Annotated in this window: 13 protein-coding genes and 2 tRNA genes; 11 read left to right on the top strand and 4 right to left on the bottom strand. The window is 45.9% G+C overall.

Annotated elements, in window-relative coordinates; translation table 11 throughout:
• Nucleotides 1-75: 75 nt before the first annotated feature.
• From BEL05_RS00700 to BEL05_RS00690, 3 genes are read left to right on the top strand one after another with little or no spacing between them, the layout of a single operon-like run.
• Nucleotides 76-570, top strand: a complete 495-nt coding sequence (locus tag BEL05_RS00700) for a putative 4-hydroxy-4-methyl-2-oxoglutarate aldolase (protein WP_028764977.1) — start codon at nt 76-78, stop codon at nt 568-570.
• A gap of 31 nt (nt 571-601) precedes the next feature.
• On the top strand, nt 602-2,425 hold the full coding sequence (locus BEL05_RS00695) for an AsmA family protein (RefSeq protein WP_069669969.1): 1,824 nt from the start codon (nt 602-604) through the stop codon (nt 2,423-2,425).
• Entirely contained in the window at nt 2,425-2,997 is a 573-nt protein-coding gene (locus tag BEL05_RS00690; protein ID WP_069669968.1) for a BsuPI-related putative proteinase inhibitor, read from the top strand. Before BEL05_RS00695 ends, BEL05_RS00690 begins: the two co-directional genes overlap by 1 nt.
• An 87-nt stretch (nt 2,998-3,084) precedes the next feature.
• Here the strand turns inward: BEL05_RS00690 and BEL05_RS00685 are convergent, their stop codons facing one another.
• Together BEL05_RS00685 and gloB are read right to left on the bottom strand one after the other, a co-directional pair.
• Nucleotides 3,085-4,626, bottom strand: a complete 1,542-nt coding sequence (locus BEL05_RS00685; protein ID WP_069669967.1) for a lytic transglycosylase — start codon at nt 4,624-4,626, stop codon at nt 3,085-3,087.
• 87 nt (nt 4,627-4,713) lie between these two features.
• Nucleotides 4,714-5,493: a hydroxyacylglutathione hydrolase gene (gene gloB, locus BEL05_RS00680; protein WP_069669966.1), complete on the bottom strand. Its 780-nt coding sequence runs from the start codon at nt 5,491-5,493 to the stop codon at nt 4,714-4,716.
• A gap of 148 nt (nt 5,494-5,641) precedes the next feature.
• On the opposite strand from gloB, the gene BEL05_RS00675 reads away from it, so the two are divergent.
• Entirely contained in the window at nt 5,642-6,361 is a 720-nt protein-coding gene (locus BEL05_RS00675; protein ID WP_069669965.1) for a class I SAM-dependent methyltransferase, read from the top strand.
• Between the two features lie 16 nt (nt 6,362-6,377).
• A complete protein-coding gene (locus BEL05_RS00670; RefSeq protein WP_069669964.1) occupies nt 6,378-7,274 on the top strand; it encodes a LysR substrate-binding domain-containing protein in 897 nt (298 codons plus the stop codon).
• On the opposite strand, the gene rnhA is transcribed toward BEL05_RS00670, so the two are convergent.
• Nucleotides 7,268-7,744: a ribonuclease HI gene (gene rnhA, locus BEL05_RS00665; RefSeq protein WP_069669963.1), complete on the bottom strand. Its 477-nt coding sequence runs from the start codon at nt 7,742-7,744 to the stop codon at nt 7,268-7,270. The genes BEL05_RS00670 and rnhA overlap by 7 nt on opposite strands.
• A gap of 67 nt (nt 7,745-7,811) precedes the next feature.
• Between rnhA and dnaQ the strand changes: the two genes are divergently transcribed.
• The 5 genes from dnaQ (at nt 7,812) to BEL05_RS00640 (ending at nt 12,404) form a co-directional block, all read left to right on the top strand.
• The gene (gene dnaQ, locus BEL05_RS00660) at nt 7,812-8,540 is read left to right on the top strand and encodes a DNA polymerase III subunit epsilon (protein WP_069669962.1); all 729 of its coding nucleotides are present in this window, start codon (nt 7,812-7,814) and stop codon (nt 8,538-8,540) included.
• A gap of 49 nt (nt 8,541-8,589) precedes the next feature.
• Nucleotides 8,590-9,873, top strand: coding sequence for a TIGR03503 family protein (locus BEL05_RS00655; protein ID WP_245686912.1), 1,284 nt, complete (start codon nt 8,590-8,592; stop codon nt 9,871-9,873).
• 127 nt (nt 9,874-10,000) lie between these two features.
• A tRNA-Asp gene (locus tag BEL05_RS00650) sits at nt 10,001-10,077 on the top strand.
• Nucleotides 10,078-10,127: 50 nt separating this feature from the next.
• Nucleotides 10,128-10,204 (top strand) — tRNA-Asp (locus BEL05_RS00645).
• 343 nt (nt 10,205-10,547) lie between these two features.
• The gene (locus tag BEL05_RS00640) at nt 10,548-12,404 is read left to right on the top strand and encodes a cation:proton antiporter (RefSeq protein ID WP_069669960.1); all 1,857 of its coding nucleotides are present in this window, start codon (nt 10,548-10,550) and stop codon (nt 12,402-12,404) included.
• Between the two features lie 260 nt (nt 12,405-12,664).
• Here BEL05_RS00640 and fadE read toward each other — a convergent pair whose 3' ends face one another.
• Nucleotides 12,665-15,112 carry an acyl-CoA dehydrogenase FadE gene (gene fadE, locus BEL05_RS00635; RefSeq protein WP_069669959.1) on the bottom strand — a complete coding sequence of 816 codons (2,448 nt, stop codon included), beginning with the start codon at nt 15,110-15,112 and terminating at the stop codon, nt 12,665-12,667.
• A 240-nt stretch (nt 15,113-15,352) separates the two neighbouring features.
• Between fadE and BEL05_RS00630 the strand changes: the two genes are divergently transcribed.
• Nucleotides 15,353-16,132 carry a class II glutamine amidotransferase gene (locus BEL05_RS00630; RefSeq protein WP_028764987.1) on the top strand — a complete coding sequence of 260 codons (780 nt, stop codon included), beginning with the start codon at nt 15,353-15,355 and terminating at the stop codon, nt 16,130-16,132.
• Nucleotides 16,133-16,256: the final 124 nt, after the last annotated feature.

Below are 16,256 nucleotides of genomic sequence, written 5' to 3'. Positions count from 1 at the left end.
CAATTTTTAATTTTTTTGACTATTAATTATAGTAAATTAGAGAGCGAACCCATTAATTTTGCCATGGAGGCATCTATGTTAGACCTACTTCCTGATCTATTCGATAACTATGAAGAGCAACTTCATTTACTTGCCCCTCATTACCAGCAATATGGGCATAAAAACATATTTTGGGGCGAAATTGTCACGGTTAAGTGCCATGAGGATAACTCAAAAGTTAAGCAGGTCTTAGCACAACCTGGTGAGGGTAAAGTGTTAGTGGTCGATGGCGGCGCTTCAAATCGGCGAGCATTGCTTGGGGATATGATCGCGCAAAGTGCTGTCGATAATGGTTGGAGTGGGATAGTGATCAATGGTTACGTTAGAGATGTGGCAGCACTAAAAACAATGCCTATCGGTATACAAGCACTTGGTGCTAATCCGATTAAAACAGATAAGCGCGATATCGGGGATGTTAATGTTACTGTCGAGATAGATCGCGTTATAATTAAACCAGGTATGATGCTGTATGCCGATGACAATGGTATTGCGGTCACCGATGAAGCATTGTCATTGTCACATCTTCTTTAAGTTGTTGGTATAACTCCAGATGGAATCTGTTATGAAAATAGTAAAATGGATACTTATTGCTTTTGTGTCGTTATTTATCCTATTGGTTGGATATTTAACCCTTGTTTTTGATCCGAATGATTTTAAGCCGCAAATTGTGGATGCGGTTAAAGAGCAAACGGGTCGTGAGTTGCGTATTAACCAAGATTTAAGTTGGACCTTCTTTCCTAGTATAGGTATTGCGCTGGGGGATATTAGCTTATCTAACCCTACTGGCTTTAAAAATAGCGATATGGTTAAGGTGAATAATATGGTTGCCGAAGTTGCGCTAATGCCGCTGCTAAGTAAGGAGGTTGAAATTTCACAACTAAACTTAGATGGCTTAACCGTATATTTAGACACCTATAAAGATGGCCGTACTAGTTTAGATGGGTTAAATGGCAAAGAGGGCGCGAAGCCTGAATCACAAGCACCTGATCAAGCGGGCAGTGCTACACAAATTAGGCGGTTAAATATTGGTGGCGTTACGATTACCAATACCCAGATCCACCTGTTCGATGAAGCCTCTTCAACCACGCAGTTGTTTGTGCTTGAAAAATTTGCTCTTGGTGAGTTTTCGTTGGGACAGCTTGCTGATTTTTCTTATCGTTTTACCGCCACATTACCTGATATCTCTGTGAGCAGCGAAGGCGCTGGGCAATTGACCGTGGCAGAAAACTTGGCACAAATTAAAATTGAGAATTTTGCTATCAGCAACGGTATTAAAGGTGAAGCGATACCCAATAAAGCGATGACAGTGGCACTTAAGACTAGCTTAACCTTGGATCTCAACCAAAAGCAGGTGAGTGGTTTGCTGTCTGAGTTTTCTGCCAATGAGATACAAGCTAGTGGTAAGTTTGATGTTGATTATGGTGCCAAGGTGCCGGCTATTGTGGCATCGCTTGAGTTGGGCGATATTGATTTAGATAAGTTGATGCCTAAAAGTGAAACGGAACAGGAACAGACCACACAAACGGCTTCAGGTTCTGCCAAAGAGCCTGATCTGTCTGGAATGAAAGCGGTTAATCTTAAGTTTGACATGCGGATAAAATCGGTGACCGTGGCCAAGCTAAAAACCACTAACTGGATGATGAAACTGGGGCTAAAAGATGGGGTGCTAGACTTAAGCCAACTTTCTGCCGACCTTTATCAAGGCAAGTTGCAAGCCAAGGCACAGCTAGATGGACGTCAGTCCGTTGCGAGTTATCGTTTTGACAAATCAATTTCCGGCATTCAGGTTCGACCGCTGTTGACTGATGCAGCTGGCGTTGACATGCTTGCTGGTACCACTAATTTCTCTGTATCGGGTTCAGGTAAGAGCTTAATTCCCGATAATATAAAGCGTAATTTAGTGGCAAAAGGACAATTTGAAGTGGCAGATGGAGCGCTGTATGGTGTCAATATTCCGCAAATGATCCGCGATGCACAGGCTAAATTAAGCGGTGATCTCAGTGCTAGTGGTGCTGGAGAGAAAAAAACCGACTTTACCAGCCTTACGGGGAGCTTCTCGATGGCAAAAGGGGTCGTAACAAATCCCGACTTAGCCATGGCCTCGCCGTTAATTCGTCTAGCAGGCAAAGGAACGGTGAATGCTATTTCTGAGGCGATTGATTACAAGTTAACCACCTCTGTGGTTGGCTCATTAGAGGGGCAAGGCGGTGGCGAGCGTAATGCATTACAAGGTATTGAGATCCCATTTTCAATTACTGGAACTGCCACTGAGCCCAAATTTGGCCTAGATACTGAAGCACTTTTCGATGCCAAATTGAAGCAAGAAACAGAAAAGGCGACTGAAAAGTTAAAAGATGGCTTGTTTAAAAAGCTTGGTGGCTTCTAATGCGAAATAGGTCAAGATTATTGATCCACTGTGCAGTGCTTGCTGCGGTGTCAGGTTGTAGTTCAACGACACTTTCTGCCGCCTCTGATGCTAAAAATGTGCCTAACGTGGTCAAGTCAAGTCGCCATGGTGACGATGATCATCGCATGGTTTTAGGTAAAGGTGCCGAACCATTAATGCCGACAGTGATCGATCCTGCCACGGTTGAGGGAGTGCTTGAAGGTCAGCTTAGCACTGTTGATGTCGATAAAGGCTTAAAAGTACTGTTAACCGTGACCAACCCAAAACCTTACGGTGTACCGATTCAGTATCGTTCGGGGAAAACTGCCGATCTTTGGGTGGTAGATTCGTCGGGTGGGCGCTTATGGGCTTGGTCAGATGGCATGATGTTCACTCAAGTCATACGCGATATTGTCGTTGGCGCGGGTGACGAGTTTACTGTGGCTTTTACGATAACAGCTGAGCAATTGACCCGTTTCCCTAAGGGGTGCCTACTCGTGGCTAAGTATGCGGGCGCTGCAACCGAATCAAGCCAAGTTGCCCTTGCTGATGTGATATTGCCGCTGCCTTAATTTGTTAAGCGTGAAAAAAAAGCGATGTCATGGACATCGCTTTTTTATTGCTGCGAAACGTTATGCGCGACGCTTTTTTACTTGAGCTTATACTCGCGTTCTGGTCACATCGACATATAGGGTTAGCTTTTGCCCCGGTTGTAAGTACTTTTGATTTGATAAAGCATTCCATTGTACTAGCTGCGCAACAGTGACCTTGAACTTACTAGCAATCCGAGCCAAAGAGTCACCAGAACGAACGGTATAATTGACGGTTCGGGTGATTTTGTTGCCGCTTGGCGCTGATTGCCAGATCACTAATTTCTGCCCAAGGTTAAGCGTATCTTTTGGCGCCATACCATTCCATCTGGCGAGACTCGATACTTTAACTTTGTGCTGCTTGGCAATTTTCCACAAGGAATCACCGCTAACAACCGTGTAGTAACTTTTTTGTCCTCGGCCACTACTTGATTGACGCTTTTCGAGGCGTTGATTAGCAGACAGTAAATACTGTGAAGGGTCTTTGGCCGCAACAGGAATTAGCAGGTATTTACCAGCGATAATCCTGTTGTTTTTAATATCGTTTACGGCTCTAAGGGCCGAGGGTGTGGTGTTATAACGCTGGGCAATAAGACCTAAGCTATCACCGGAACGGATTTTATAGCGCTGCCATTTTAGCCTGTCTTTACTGTCACTATTAGCTAAGGCGATTGTAAACTGCTCCGCTTTGTCTACTGGCACCACTAAGTGATGGGGGCCATTTGGCGCAGTTGCCCATTGATTAAAACCAGGATTAAGCGAATGTAGCTCAGTTAGACTCATTTGTGCCATTTGAGCGGCAAGCGCTAAGTCAATTTGACTGCCAATATCAATAACGGTTAGCTGTGGTTCATTACTGATGGGGTGCAGTGATATGCCATACGCGTCAGCATTTTTGATCACATCGGCCAGTGCCAGCAACTGTGGCACATAACGCTCGGTTTCCCGAGGTAGGTCGAGTGACCAAAAATCGGTGTGCTCGCCATTATTTTTATTACGTCTTACGGCATTGCGCACTCGACCTTCGCCGGTATTATAGGCCGCTATGGCATAAAGCCAGTTTTGATAGGTTTTACCATAGAGGTATTCAAGCATATCTAGCGCTGCGGTCGTGGCAGCAGGTACGTCGCGACGGCCGTCATACCACCAGTTCATCTCTAGACCAAAATGTTTCGCCATGGGGGCGGTAAATTGCCACAAGCCAGAAGCCGCACCATGAGAGTAGGCAAATGGGTCAAAAGCACTTTCAACGATAGGTAACAGTGCAAGCTCAATGGGCAGCCCTCTGCGTTCAATCTCATCAACAATGAGAAACATAAAGGGGGTTGCGCGCTCGGATACGCGTTGCAGATGCTGTGGATGTTTAATGTACCAATCGCGATATTGATTCACCAATTTCTGATCGGGGATAGGCATTGCTAAACCGAGGCGAATGCGTTGCCATACATCGGTTATCTCAATGGGGGTTGGCGCAACAACTTCCTTGTCGATAGCGACAATCGTCTCAGGCGGCTTAATTGTGACAGGAGCCTGGGTTGGCTGCTCAGTCAAATTTTGACAACCAGCAAGCAGGGTCAATCCCCCTGCTATAAAGACAAAAGGTAAGCGCATCGAAAAATCCTCACAAGATGTCCCTCTATCAAAACCCATCAAAACAGGGGAAGGGGACTTAATTAGCGCGCTATTGTAAATGATTTATTAGAACTTGTCCTTCCATTGCCTCAGAAGCGTGAAACAGCGCTGCGTGCTATCAATGGCTTGTTGTGAATGACGAGCGACGCTAGCTTGTATCGCTTTGTTATCTGCACGTAAAAATGGGTTGATGCTACGTTCTAGTCCAATAGAAGTCGGGAGCGTTGGTTTATCCTGTGCCCTAAGCTGTTGCGCCGCTTTAGTGTATTGGCTCAGAGCATGATTATCGGAGTCAACGGCCTGAGCGAAGGCCAAGTTAGCTAGAGTGTACTCATGGGCTGGGTAGACTAAGGTGTTTGTATCAAGAGAGGCTAATAGATTGAGGGAGGCAAGCATCTGCTCTGGCGTACCTTCAAAGAGTCGACCACAGCCACCACTAAATAGGGTATCACCGCAAAAAAGATGGCCTGCGAAAAAATAGGCGATATGGCCTAAGGTGTGGCCAGGGAGGTGGATAACTTTTATTGGTGTTGGTTCAAACGGCACGCTAATGGACTGAGTGCTTGGAGAGATAGGATGGGTTAAGCCGGTTATGTTTTCATTGTCGGGGCCGTATACTGTCAGACTATTGCCGTAATGTTGCTGTAGCTGAGCGATACCACCAGTATGATCGGCATGATGATGGGTAATGAATATGCCTGTCAAACTCATTTTATGCTGGTTAAGGTAGGTAATCACCGCGTTGGCGTCACCTGGGTCGACAACAAAGACGTGGTCGTTCTGCTCATGAGTGATTAGCCAAATATAGTTATCATTGAAGGCGTTGATGGGCGCAATACGATACATAGTCACCTGCATAAAAAGTTGTTTATTTAGTGCCTAGTTTACTGAGTAATACGGTTGCGTGTATAGCGCTTTAGGGCGCAAATGCTCTATGATGATCGCATGTCAACAATAACTCGCTAGTGCATTGGAGATATCTGTGTCCCTTATTATGCCAACCAAGCCGATGGAATGGAAAGACTTGCCTAATGGTGAGTGGATCCAAGAGGCGGTCGAAGATAAGTTGGACCCATGGTGGCCTAAGGTCTTTGGCTATCATATGCTCAGTGTCGGTCCATTAAGTGCCACACTTGAAAAGGGTAATTTGCCTATTGGCAGACAGTTTTCGTTGGGTCCATGCAGCGACCAGAACCTTATTGGCGACTTTAGTGAGTTACCCATACAAAATGGGGTGATTGATGCCGTGGTGTGTAGCCTTATTTTAGATTTTGAACACGACCCTTACAAAGTCCTGCGTGAAACTGACAGAGTGCTGATAGCTGGTGGTTATCTGTTTATTATTGGTTTTAACCCTTTGAGCCCAGCGTTTGTCGGCAAGTTGTTACCTCAATTTCAGCAGAAATTACCTTGGAGTGGACGTTTTTTTCGCCCATCGCGAGTAAAAGACTGGCTGGGGTTACTGGGTTATCAAATCGTGGCTGATGAGCGATTAGGGTATCATCACTTTTTAACTGAGATTCAATCAGATAGTATTTGGCAGCATGCATTACAGGCATGGTTGCCGGGAAGTGGGTCGCTTTATTTACTAGTGGCCAGAAAACTGGCAACACCACTAACCCCGATACGCGAGCGAAAACGCGTCCGTCAGCCAAAATGGTCGACGGCCCCTAGTGCGGGCAGAGCAGAACACCTCCACAATAATAATCAATAAAAGATCCGTATTATCGATGAGAATTACCCTTAAACAACTGGCTATTTTTGAAGCGGTCGCCAGAAGCGGTCAGGTTGCTAGAGCCGCCGAGATGATGAATTTGTCTGCACCAGCGACTTCCATGGCATTAGCTGAACTGGAAAAACAACTCGAGGCACGTATGTTTGAACGTGTGGGTAACCGATTACGCCTAAATGCCCAGGGCAGCCTGCTACTGCCGTTAGCGACGGAGGCGATACACAAAGTTGAGCAGATTGAGCATCTGTTCTCCTCTCCTGAGGCTGAGCTTAGTGGCACATTAAATGTGGCGGCTAGTTCAACAATTGGCAACTATCTGTTAGCCAAAAGCGCGGTTGCTTTTTGTCAACAATATACCTCTTCGCTGGTCGATTTAAACATCAATAATACTCAAGCCGTGATCAATGCCGTGTTGGAGTTTAGTGCTGAGGTTGGCTTTATCGAAGGCCAGTGTTTGGACAGCCGGATTAAGGTCGAAGCCTGGCATAAGGATAAGTTACTGGTATTTTGTCACCCCGCGCACCCTTTAGCAGGGCAACGGGTTGAACCAAAAGCGTTAACCGGAATGAGTTGGGTGATGCGCGAAGCAGGATCTGGCACCCGTGATTATTTTCTTAATGCCGCGAATGCTTTAGATATGCAGCCACAAGAAAAATTCAGTTTTTCTACCCCAGATGCCATTAAGCAGGCTGTTAAGCAGGGGGCTGGGCTGGCAGTTTTGTCTGAATTAACCTTAGAGAAAGAGCTTAGCCGCAAAGAACTGGCAGTTATTGATGTAACCGGTTTGACCTTAGAGCGGCAATTTTATCGCATTCGTCATAAGAGCCGGAACCCGACAGCGCTATGTGAGGCGTTCGATCATTTTTGTCAGCGCTTTCTTAATATTGATCACTGAGCAGCAATGTAGCCACTATCTATTTGTTTTGGTTTAGCTTCTGCGGCTTCTCGCGCTAAGGTATCGCAACGTTCATTTTCGATGTGACCCGCATGCCCTTTAACCCAACGCCAATCAATCTTGTGTCCTTGTGTCGCGGCATCGAGACGCTGCCAAAGATCTATGTTTTTCACTGGTTGTTTTGCCGAGGTTAACCAGCCACGTTTTTTCCAACCGTGGATCCATTGAGTGATACCTTGGCGCATATACTGGCTGTCGCTGGTTAGAATAATATTGCATGGCTCTTTGAGTGCTTCTAAGGCGACAATCGGTGCTAAAAGTTCCATGCGATTGTTAGTGGTCATGGCATAGCCATCGGCCATCTCTTTTAGGTGTGAGCGGTATTTCATTACGACACCGTACCCACCAGGACCTGGGTTACCTAAACATGAGCCATCAGTAAATATTAAGAGTTGTTTCAGTCCAGCCATCAAGTTGCTACCATAGCGATAAATGTGGGCAGTATACCCAAAATTACTAATCAAAAGCGTAACGGTTATGAATATTATCTCCAGTGCAAAACGTCAGGTCATTCTCGATACCGAAACCACAGGTATGAATCAAGGTGCCGGTGCTATCTTTTTTGGGCATCGTATTATCGAAATCGGCTGTGTCGAGGTGATTAATCGAAAACTAACGGGGCGACACTATCACGAATATATCAATCCTATGCAGTTGATTGATGAAGAAGCGATAACCGTTCACGGTATCACCAACGAGTTTGTCGCTGACAAACCGGTATTTGCACAAGTAGCACAATCGTTTATTGATTTTATCGATGGCGCAGAAATCGTCGCACATAATGCTAACTTCGATGTTAGCTTCATGGATCATGAATTTTCCTTATTACAGCCTAAGGGGCCAAAAACCACAGATATCTGTCAGGTCCTCGATTCACTGGCTGTAGCCAAATTTTTGCACCCAGGACAAAAAAATAACCTCGATGCCTTATGTAAACGATATGGTATAGACAACTCTCGGCGTGAACTTCACGGCGCACTGCTTGATGCCGAGATCTTGGCCGATGTTTATTTGATCATGACTGGTGGTCAAACTAAATTTGAATTGTCCAATGAGAAGGTGGGTCAGGAAGGTGGTGGTATTATGCGTCTCGATGCAAATCGTGCAAATCTTAAAGTGATCGCGGCATCGGCCGATGAACTAACTATGCATAGTGAAAGGTTAGATTTAGTTGAGAAATCAGGACAATGTATCTGGCGAGGATAAATGTCACCCAATGAATAAATGGCTCACGCAGGTAACCCTAGCGGTCGTAATGACAATCATGAGTGTAGGGCAGTTAAGTGCCAATGTCGTGCCTTATACTCAGGCTAGCGAGTTAAAGAATCGTTTTCGTATTGACCATATGGTGGAACAGTTAACGCTTTTCGTCCAGCGAGAGTATGGCAGTGCCCCGGTGGTTATCGTGCTCCCCGATGGGAGTAAGTGGCATTCATCTCGTCACCCTGATTCGGTGAAATGGGTCGATGGACTCAGCGGTGACATCATCATTATTGATAAGCCTATACCTGGTCCGTGGCAGTTATTGGGGCGCGTTGCACAAGGCTCTACCATCCAGAAGGTGTCAGAGCTCCATATTGAGGTGGAGCCAATGCCACAGCCACTCTATCAAGGTGAGCGTATTAAGGTGGTGGCCAGCTTGATGGGGGATGATCAGCGTATGCGGATGCCCGGTCTGGACTACTTGGTCAATTGGACTGCCAAATTTGTGAGTGAACATCTGCCAGGTGATGAAAACTTTGCTGCGGGTACGCTGATTGTTGGCAGTTACAAAGATAATGGTGAAGCGCTTGATGAGTCACCAGATGATGGCGTATTTACGGGAAATATAAATCTTAATCACCCTTGGGGTCACTATCGTTTCGATGTGAGTGCTGCCAACAATGTGTTTAGTCGTGAAGTTCGTAGTGAGTTTGAGCTACTGCCTATGCCTATCTCAGTGGATATCATTGAGCCAGACGACCCATTAACAGGTCGTTGGCAGATAGAAATCTTTGTAGACGACACGCAACTTAATCTCGGGGACACTTATTTTGAGTTTGAGTTGGTCGGCCCTGCAGGCTTGCAGTTGACCATTCCTTTGCGGGATTTGACCAGCACAAGAACGCAATTAATGCTGCCTCAGGTGAGTGATTTTGGCAGTTATCGAATAAAAGGTGTTGCAGCGTCAACGGCGTTAGCTGGACGAGAAATCTTGTTAACCTTGCCTGAGCAATTTTTCAATTTAGTACGTCCACCCGATCCTCCCCCGACGGCGGAGGAGTTAGCAGCTATTGCCGCTAAAAAGGCGGCTATTGCCGAGGCAAAAGCCAAAGAAGATGCCATGTTTTGGATCATTACCGTCAATGCTCTGCTCTTGGTGTTGGGAACCATTGCATTGCTAATTTGGCGTAAACGGCAAAATCTCAAGCAGGCACTTGCGGTGACGGCTGCAAGATTGGAAGAGGAGCGAGCCAAAGAGATGGGACCCACACTGGATGAGATAGATTTGACTATGCCAGAAGATATCCCAGAGACTGGTAAGGATAAAAACGAGTAGGATAAAGTCTCGTCATTTTGGTTTCTAAATAGACAGCTTGGTTATTTTTTAACTAATTAGTTTGTTTAGGCAAAAAAGTTATTGACGAGGGTTTACCTGCTCAGTATTATCCTTCGCAACTTGATGTGGAGCGGTAGTTCAGTTGGTTAGAATACCGGCCTGTCACGCCGGGGGTCGCGGGTTCGAGTCCCGTCCGCTCCGCCACTCAAGTACCTAATTTAGATTATTGCTATTATAGTGATAATTAAAGTTTAGGAGCGGTAGTTCAGTTGGTTAGAATACCGGCCTGTCACGCCGGGGGTCGCGGGTTCGAGTCCCGTCCGCTCCGCCAAACAGATTAACCCTTGTCATCTGGCAAGGGTTTTTTTGTGGCTGAGATTTACTTTCTACATGCAGTTCTTCGCCATTTCTTATCTCGTTTCCTAGCGTAAACTAATCGTTTCTCACTCGTTATATTTAGGGTCAGCGATCATTTAGACCTATCAGTATTTTGACCCATTGCACTGCAATTGGGTGCCATAAGGAATAAAGTTGCTATGCTAGGGAGTAGATTGGCAAAGTATGCGCTTCTTTAATGAAGAGCCAATGCACACATAGGAAATATATCGACAATATGCGAACGCGCAAGCATGCTGTCATTAAAACTGTTTATTGATATTTAAGGATAAATATATATGGTTGAGCAGATCACTGCGATGCTTGGTTTAGTCGGTGTGTTGTCTATATTGTGCCAATGGTTGGGCTGGAAGCTTCGTACGCCGGCAATCTTACCGCTGTTGCTGTGTGGTTTATTGGTAGGGCCGGTATTTGGGGTGCTTAATCCCGATGCGATATTCGGTGATCTGCTTTTCCCAATTATCTCTCTTGGTGTCGCCGTCATTCTGTTTGAAGGCGCATTGACTCTTAATTTCTCCGAGATTAAAGACCATGGACGTATGGTTACTCACCTCGTGTCAATCGGCACGTTAATCACTTGGGCGATTATTGGGGTTTCGACCCATTTTATTATGGGCTTTGGCTGGGAGATGGCGATGTTATTTGGCGCCTTAGTAGTCGTGACTGGCCCTACGGTGATTGTCCCAATGCTGAGAAGTATTAAGCCTAAGTCTCAACTCTCCAGTATATTGCGCTGGGAAGGGATAGTCATAGATCCCATTGGCGCTTTATTGGCAGTGTTAGTGTTCGAGTACATTGCTGTCGCGGCCGAGCCAACTAGTCATATTCTTCATTCATTAGCGTATATGTTAGGGATTGGGTTGGGCGTAGGTGCGCTGGCCGGCTATGGAATTGGACAGATCATCCGCAGAGGCTTGGTGCCACATTACTTAAAAAATACTGCCGTGTTGACCATTATGCTAGGGGTTTTTGTCGGCTCAAATCTCATTCAAGAGGAGTCCGGTCTGTTGACCGTAACTGTCATGGGGATTTGGTTGGCGAATATGCGCGGTGTCGATATTGACGATATTATTGAATTTAAAGAAACCCTTACAGTGCTGTTTATTTCCGGGTTATTCATTCTATTAGCGGCGAGATTAGACTCTCAAGCGCTGTTGCAATTGGGTTGGCAGGGGGTTGCATTACTTTTGGTTGTGATGCTTATTGCACGTCCGATAAGCGTGTGGTGCTGTGGTGTCGGTACGTCGTTAACACGGGCGGACAAATGGTTTTTAAGCTGGGTTGCGCCGCGAGGGATTGTTGCGGCGGCAGTTTCTTCACTATTTGCCATTAAACTGGAAAAACTTGGGATACCCGGTGCAGAGCAAATTGTTCCTTTGGTGTTTCTCATTATTATCGGCACTGTGGTTAGTCAAAGTTTGACGGCTGGCGCATGGGCGCGATTTTTAGGCGTTAAAGCGGGGTCAGCGCAAGGATTGTTGATCTTTGGGGCCTCAAAGTTTTCCCGCGAACTGGCGAAAGTCTTATTGAGTAAAAACATCCCGGTTATTCTCGCTGATAACAACTGGGACAACATCAGATTGTCACGTATGGATAATATTCCTGTCTATTTTGGTAACCCTGCTTCAGAGCATGCCGATAATGCTATCGATATGACAGGAGTCGGGCGTTTGTTAGTGCTATCACCTTATCGTCAGCTTAATCCGTTGGTAACGTTTCACTACCAAGACTTTTTAGGCAAAACTAAGGTCTTTGGCCTTAATAACAGTGAGGCAAACAGCGCACGCCACCAGTTGTCAGAGTCTTATCTTAAGCGGCTGTGTTTATTTGGTGAAAATGTCTCCTATGCTCGTCTTGCCAGCACAATGGCAAAAGGGGGCGTAATAAAGAGTACCAATTTGACGGAAAGCTTTAACTTTGAACATTTTAAACAGCGTTATGGTGAAGGCGCCTTGCCACTTATCTACTTGCAAGATGGGCGAGTTAATTTAGTCACTGGAACACTTGAATCGCTTCCTAATGGCATTGAACTGATCAGTTTGCTATCGGTTGAAGCGCTAGCAGAGGCACAAGCCAGCGATGAGCTTAAAGCGCAGAAGGAACCAGATGTTGAGCAGCCAGTATTAAATGGCTAATCTCTTAAGCTATCTTTTGTGGTTGGAAAGGATTTCGTTGTGAACAACAAGGCAGGCCGCTTGCCATCTTGCTTAAAGGTTTCGATGAATTATTGCAGTTCTGGGCTGTTGTTCAAAGGACTAAGCTGCCCCCTTAACGCTTTGATTAAAATCATAAGCTTTGAAAGTATCATGCATGTATAGCATGCGCTTGTAGCAAACAGATGCTGGCCAATAGGCACAAAAAAGGAGACCGTTAGGTCTCCTTTTTGTTTTACGGTTTACGCCGCTTGATGCTGAGTCTCTGGGGAGAGCATTTGAGCACGTAGCTCGACTGGATCGAAGTCATCGACATTAATCGACTTCATACGGCCGATTTCAGCGCGTTCTAGCAGAGCAATTTCATCTTCACTCAGAATACCTAGAGCTTTGCCTTCTGCGGCTAACTTATCTAACCACATAAAGGGTAAGCGTTTACCTGCTGCTTTACAGATCTTGTCGTGCAGTGGCTCACAAGCCAAGATATCTTTAAAGGTTTGCTCCTGAATGCCCACAGCATTGAATTGCGATGGTGTCCAGAATTGGCCTTTGCCAAGGCGGTCACGGCTAGCACACGGGGTCTGCATAATTTTTGCGACCTTGTGGTCAAGCACATCACTAGGACGTTTGATTGGACGGCCGAATGGGAAGATGATAACGCGTAATAGCTTACCTAGACCCATAGGGAAGTTATCGAGTAGATCGTCTAACGAGTCTTGTAATTTGTACAAGGCATCTTCAACTGCCCATTGCAAAAGCGGAAGATCTTCAGTCTGACGACCTTCATCTTGATAACGCTTCAAGGTTGCTGAGGCAAGATAGAGCTGACTGAGCAGATCGCCAAGACGTGCAGAGATACGCTCTTTGCGCTTAAGGCCACCACCTAATGTTGCCATCGCTAAGTCTGACAACAGAGCAAGGTTGGCACTGAAGCGATTCATGTGCTGGTAGTAACGCTTAGTCTTGTCGCTGTATGGGCTGGTAGAGAATCGACTTGAGGTTAAACCAAGCCAGAAACTACGCACTAGGTTACTGGTGGTAAAACCAATATGGCCAAATAGCGCCGAATCAAAATCATTCAGTGCCTTGCTTGCATCGGGATCAAATGCTGATTCCATTTCGGCTAGCACATAGGGATGACAGCGGATTGCGCCTTGTCCATAGATGATCATTGAACGAGTGAGAATGTTTGCGCCTTCGACGGTAATAGCAATAGGTGCCGCTTGATAGCCACGTCCTAAATAGTTGCCTTCGCCTAAACATACGCCTTTACCGCCGTGAATATCCATGGCGTCGATGACACAGCGTTGCATTCTGTCAGTGAGGTGGTATTTGACGATAGCTGAGATAACCGATGGCTTTTCGCCAAGGTCGATACCTGTGGTAGTTAATGTGGTGACGGCGTCCATTAGATAAGCGTTGCCGCCAATACGAGCCATTGGCTCTTCGATGCCTTCAAGCTTACCAATAGGCAACTTAAATTGGCGACGAATACGGGCGTAGGCGCCAGTAGCAACCGCAGCGGTTTTAACGCCACCAGCCGAGTTAGAAGGCAAGGTGATACCGCGGCCAACAGACAGACACTCAACCAACATGCGCCAGCCTTGGCCAGCCATCTCAGGTCCACCAATGATAAAGCTTAATGGCACAAATACCTCGTTTCCACGGGTTGGGCCGTTTTGGAACATACAGTTAAGCGGGAAGTGGCGACGACCTGTTTCGACACCAGGGACGTCAGTCGGAATGAGAGCACAGGTGATCCCAAGCTCCTCTTTATCGCCCAGGAGTTTGTCAGGATCTTGCAGTTTGAATGCTAGACCGAGTACGGTTGCCACAGGCGCAAGGGTTATGTAGCGCTTGTTCCAGGTTAGTTTCATTCCCAGCACTTCTTCCCCTTGCCATTGCCCTTTGCAGACAATACCAAAGTCAGGAATCGCGCCAGCATCACTACCAGCTTCAGGGCTAGTTAAGGCAAAACAAGGGACCTCTAAACCTTTTGCAAGGCGGGGTAGGTAGTGGTCTTGTTGTTCTTGAGTACCATAGTGTTGCAGTAACTCACCTGGGCCTAGTGAGTTCGGTACACCGACCGTTGAAGCCAGTTCGCTACTTAGGCCTGCTAATTTTTGTAACACGCGAGATTGTGCGTAAGCCGAGTACTCAAGGCCGCCATATTTTTTCTTAATAATCATGGCAAAGAAGCCATGGTCTTTTAGATATTGCCAAATTTCAGCAGGTAGATCGGCAAGTTGATGCGATACTTGATGCTCATTAAGCATTTTACACACTTCTTCAACCGGGCCATCTAGGAAGGCTTGCTCTTCAGCGGTTAAACGAGCAGCAGGGTAGTTATGTAATTTTTTCCAGTTTGGCTTGCCGGCAAACAGATCCGCTTCCCACCACGTGGTGCCTGCTTCGATAGCTTCTTTTTCGGTAGAAGACATCTCTGGCATGATCCCTTTATACAACTTAAGCAGCGGCCGAGTAATAAAGTTTTTTCTAAATGAGCTAATATTGAGTGGTAGTGCAATAGCTAGGAAAACAATCCAAGCGAGAGGAGAAATGGAACCAGATAAGGTGCCTGCTGCGATCACTATCGCGGCGATAATGCTTGAGGTGAGTAGGGATACTCTGAGATAGGCTAGCGCGCCTAACGTAAAGAGCATCACAAAAATCCAAAGTAAGGTAGTCACTGTTATTCTCCTTCAATTGCGACTGATAACCGACAGAGTCAGTATTTTTATATGACCATTATCACAATTATAGTTTGTGGTCAGACCTGTGTCGCATAAAATCTAACCCCATGTCGATTTTTATACAAGCTATTTTCAAACAATTGTTTAAAAAATTTATATAAAGCAGGATTCCACAATGCGCTTCAACTAGTTAGAATGAATTTACTTTGATGAGTGATGGATAAGGGTACTGTTTATATGTGTGAGTTGCTGGCCATGAGTGCTAACGTGCCAACAGATATCGTGTTTAGTTTTACAGGCTTAGCAGAGCGTGGTGGGGTAACTGGACCGCATGTGGATGGCTGGGGGATCACCTTTTATGAAGGTAAAGGGAGTCGTACGTTTAAGGATGCCTGCCCGAGCAGTCAGTCTCATGTGGCCAAATTGATCAAGTCTTACCCTATTAAAAGTGAAGTGGTGGTGAGTCATATCCGTCAAGCTAATAGAGGCTGTGTCTCGCTTGAAAATACCCATCCTTTTACACGCGAACTTTGGGGGCGTTACTGGACCTACGCCCATAATGGTCAGCTTAGTGATTATCAACAAAAATTTGCCGTATCTCGGTATCAACCAGTGGGTGACACGGATAGTGAGTTGGCATTTTGTTGGATTTTGGAACGAGTGGTACAGCAGTTTGGCGATCGGGAACCTGCAGATCTTAAACCGGTATTTTCCTTTGTGGCGCAGTTGGCTGATGAGATCCGTGCACTGGGTGTCTTTAACATGATTTTGAGTGATGGCGATCATCTGATGAGTTATTGCAGTAATAACTTGTGTTATATCACTCGCCGAGCTCCGTTTGGTAAAGCTAAGCTGATCGATACAGATGTAGTTATTGATTTCAACAAAGAAACTACTCCTAATGACATTGTCACCGTTATCGCTACTCGACCGCTAACCGATAATGAGCAGTGGCATATATTGAGCCCAGGTGAGTGGGAGCTGTTTTGTAAAGGTGAGCGATTAATCGCGGTATAGTGACCTTTACCGCTGTGCTTAAGCACTGAATGAAAGCCCCTGTTAAGGGGCTTTTTTGAGTGTCAAATTATTGCACTGACTCAATACGTTAAATTCATCGACAGCGCTTAATCGTTTTATGCTG

Source organism: Shewanella colwelliana (genome assembly GCF_001735525.1).
Classification (GTDB): Bacteria; Pseudomonadota; Gammaproteobacteria; order Enterobacterales; family Shewanellaceae; genus Shewanella; species Shewanella colwelliana.
Note: the sequence above shows the minus strand (reverse complement) of the source record. Positions and strands in the feature narration are given on the sequence as shown.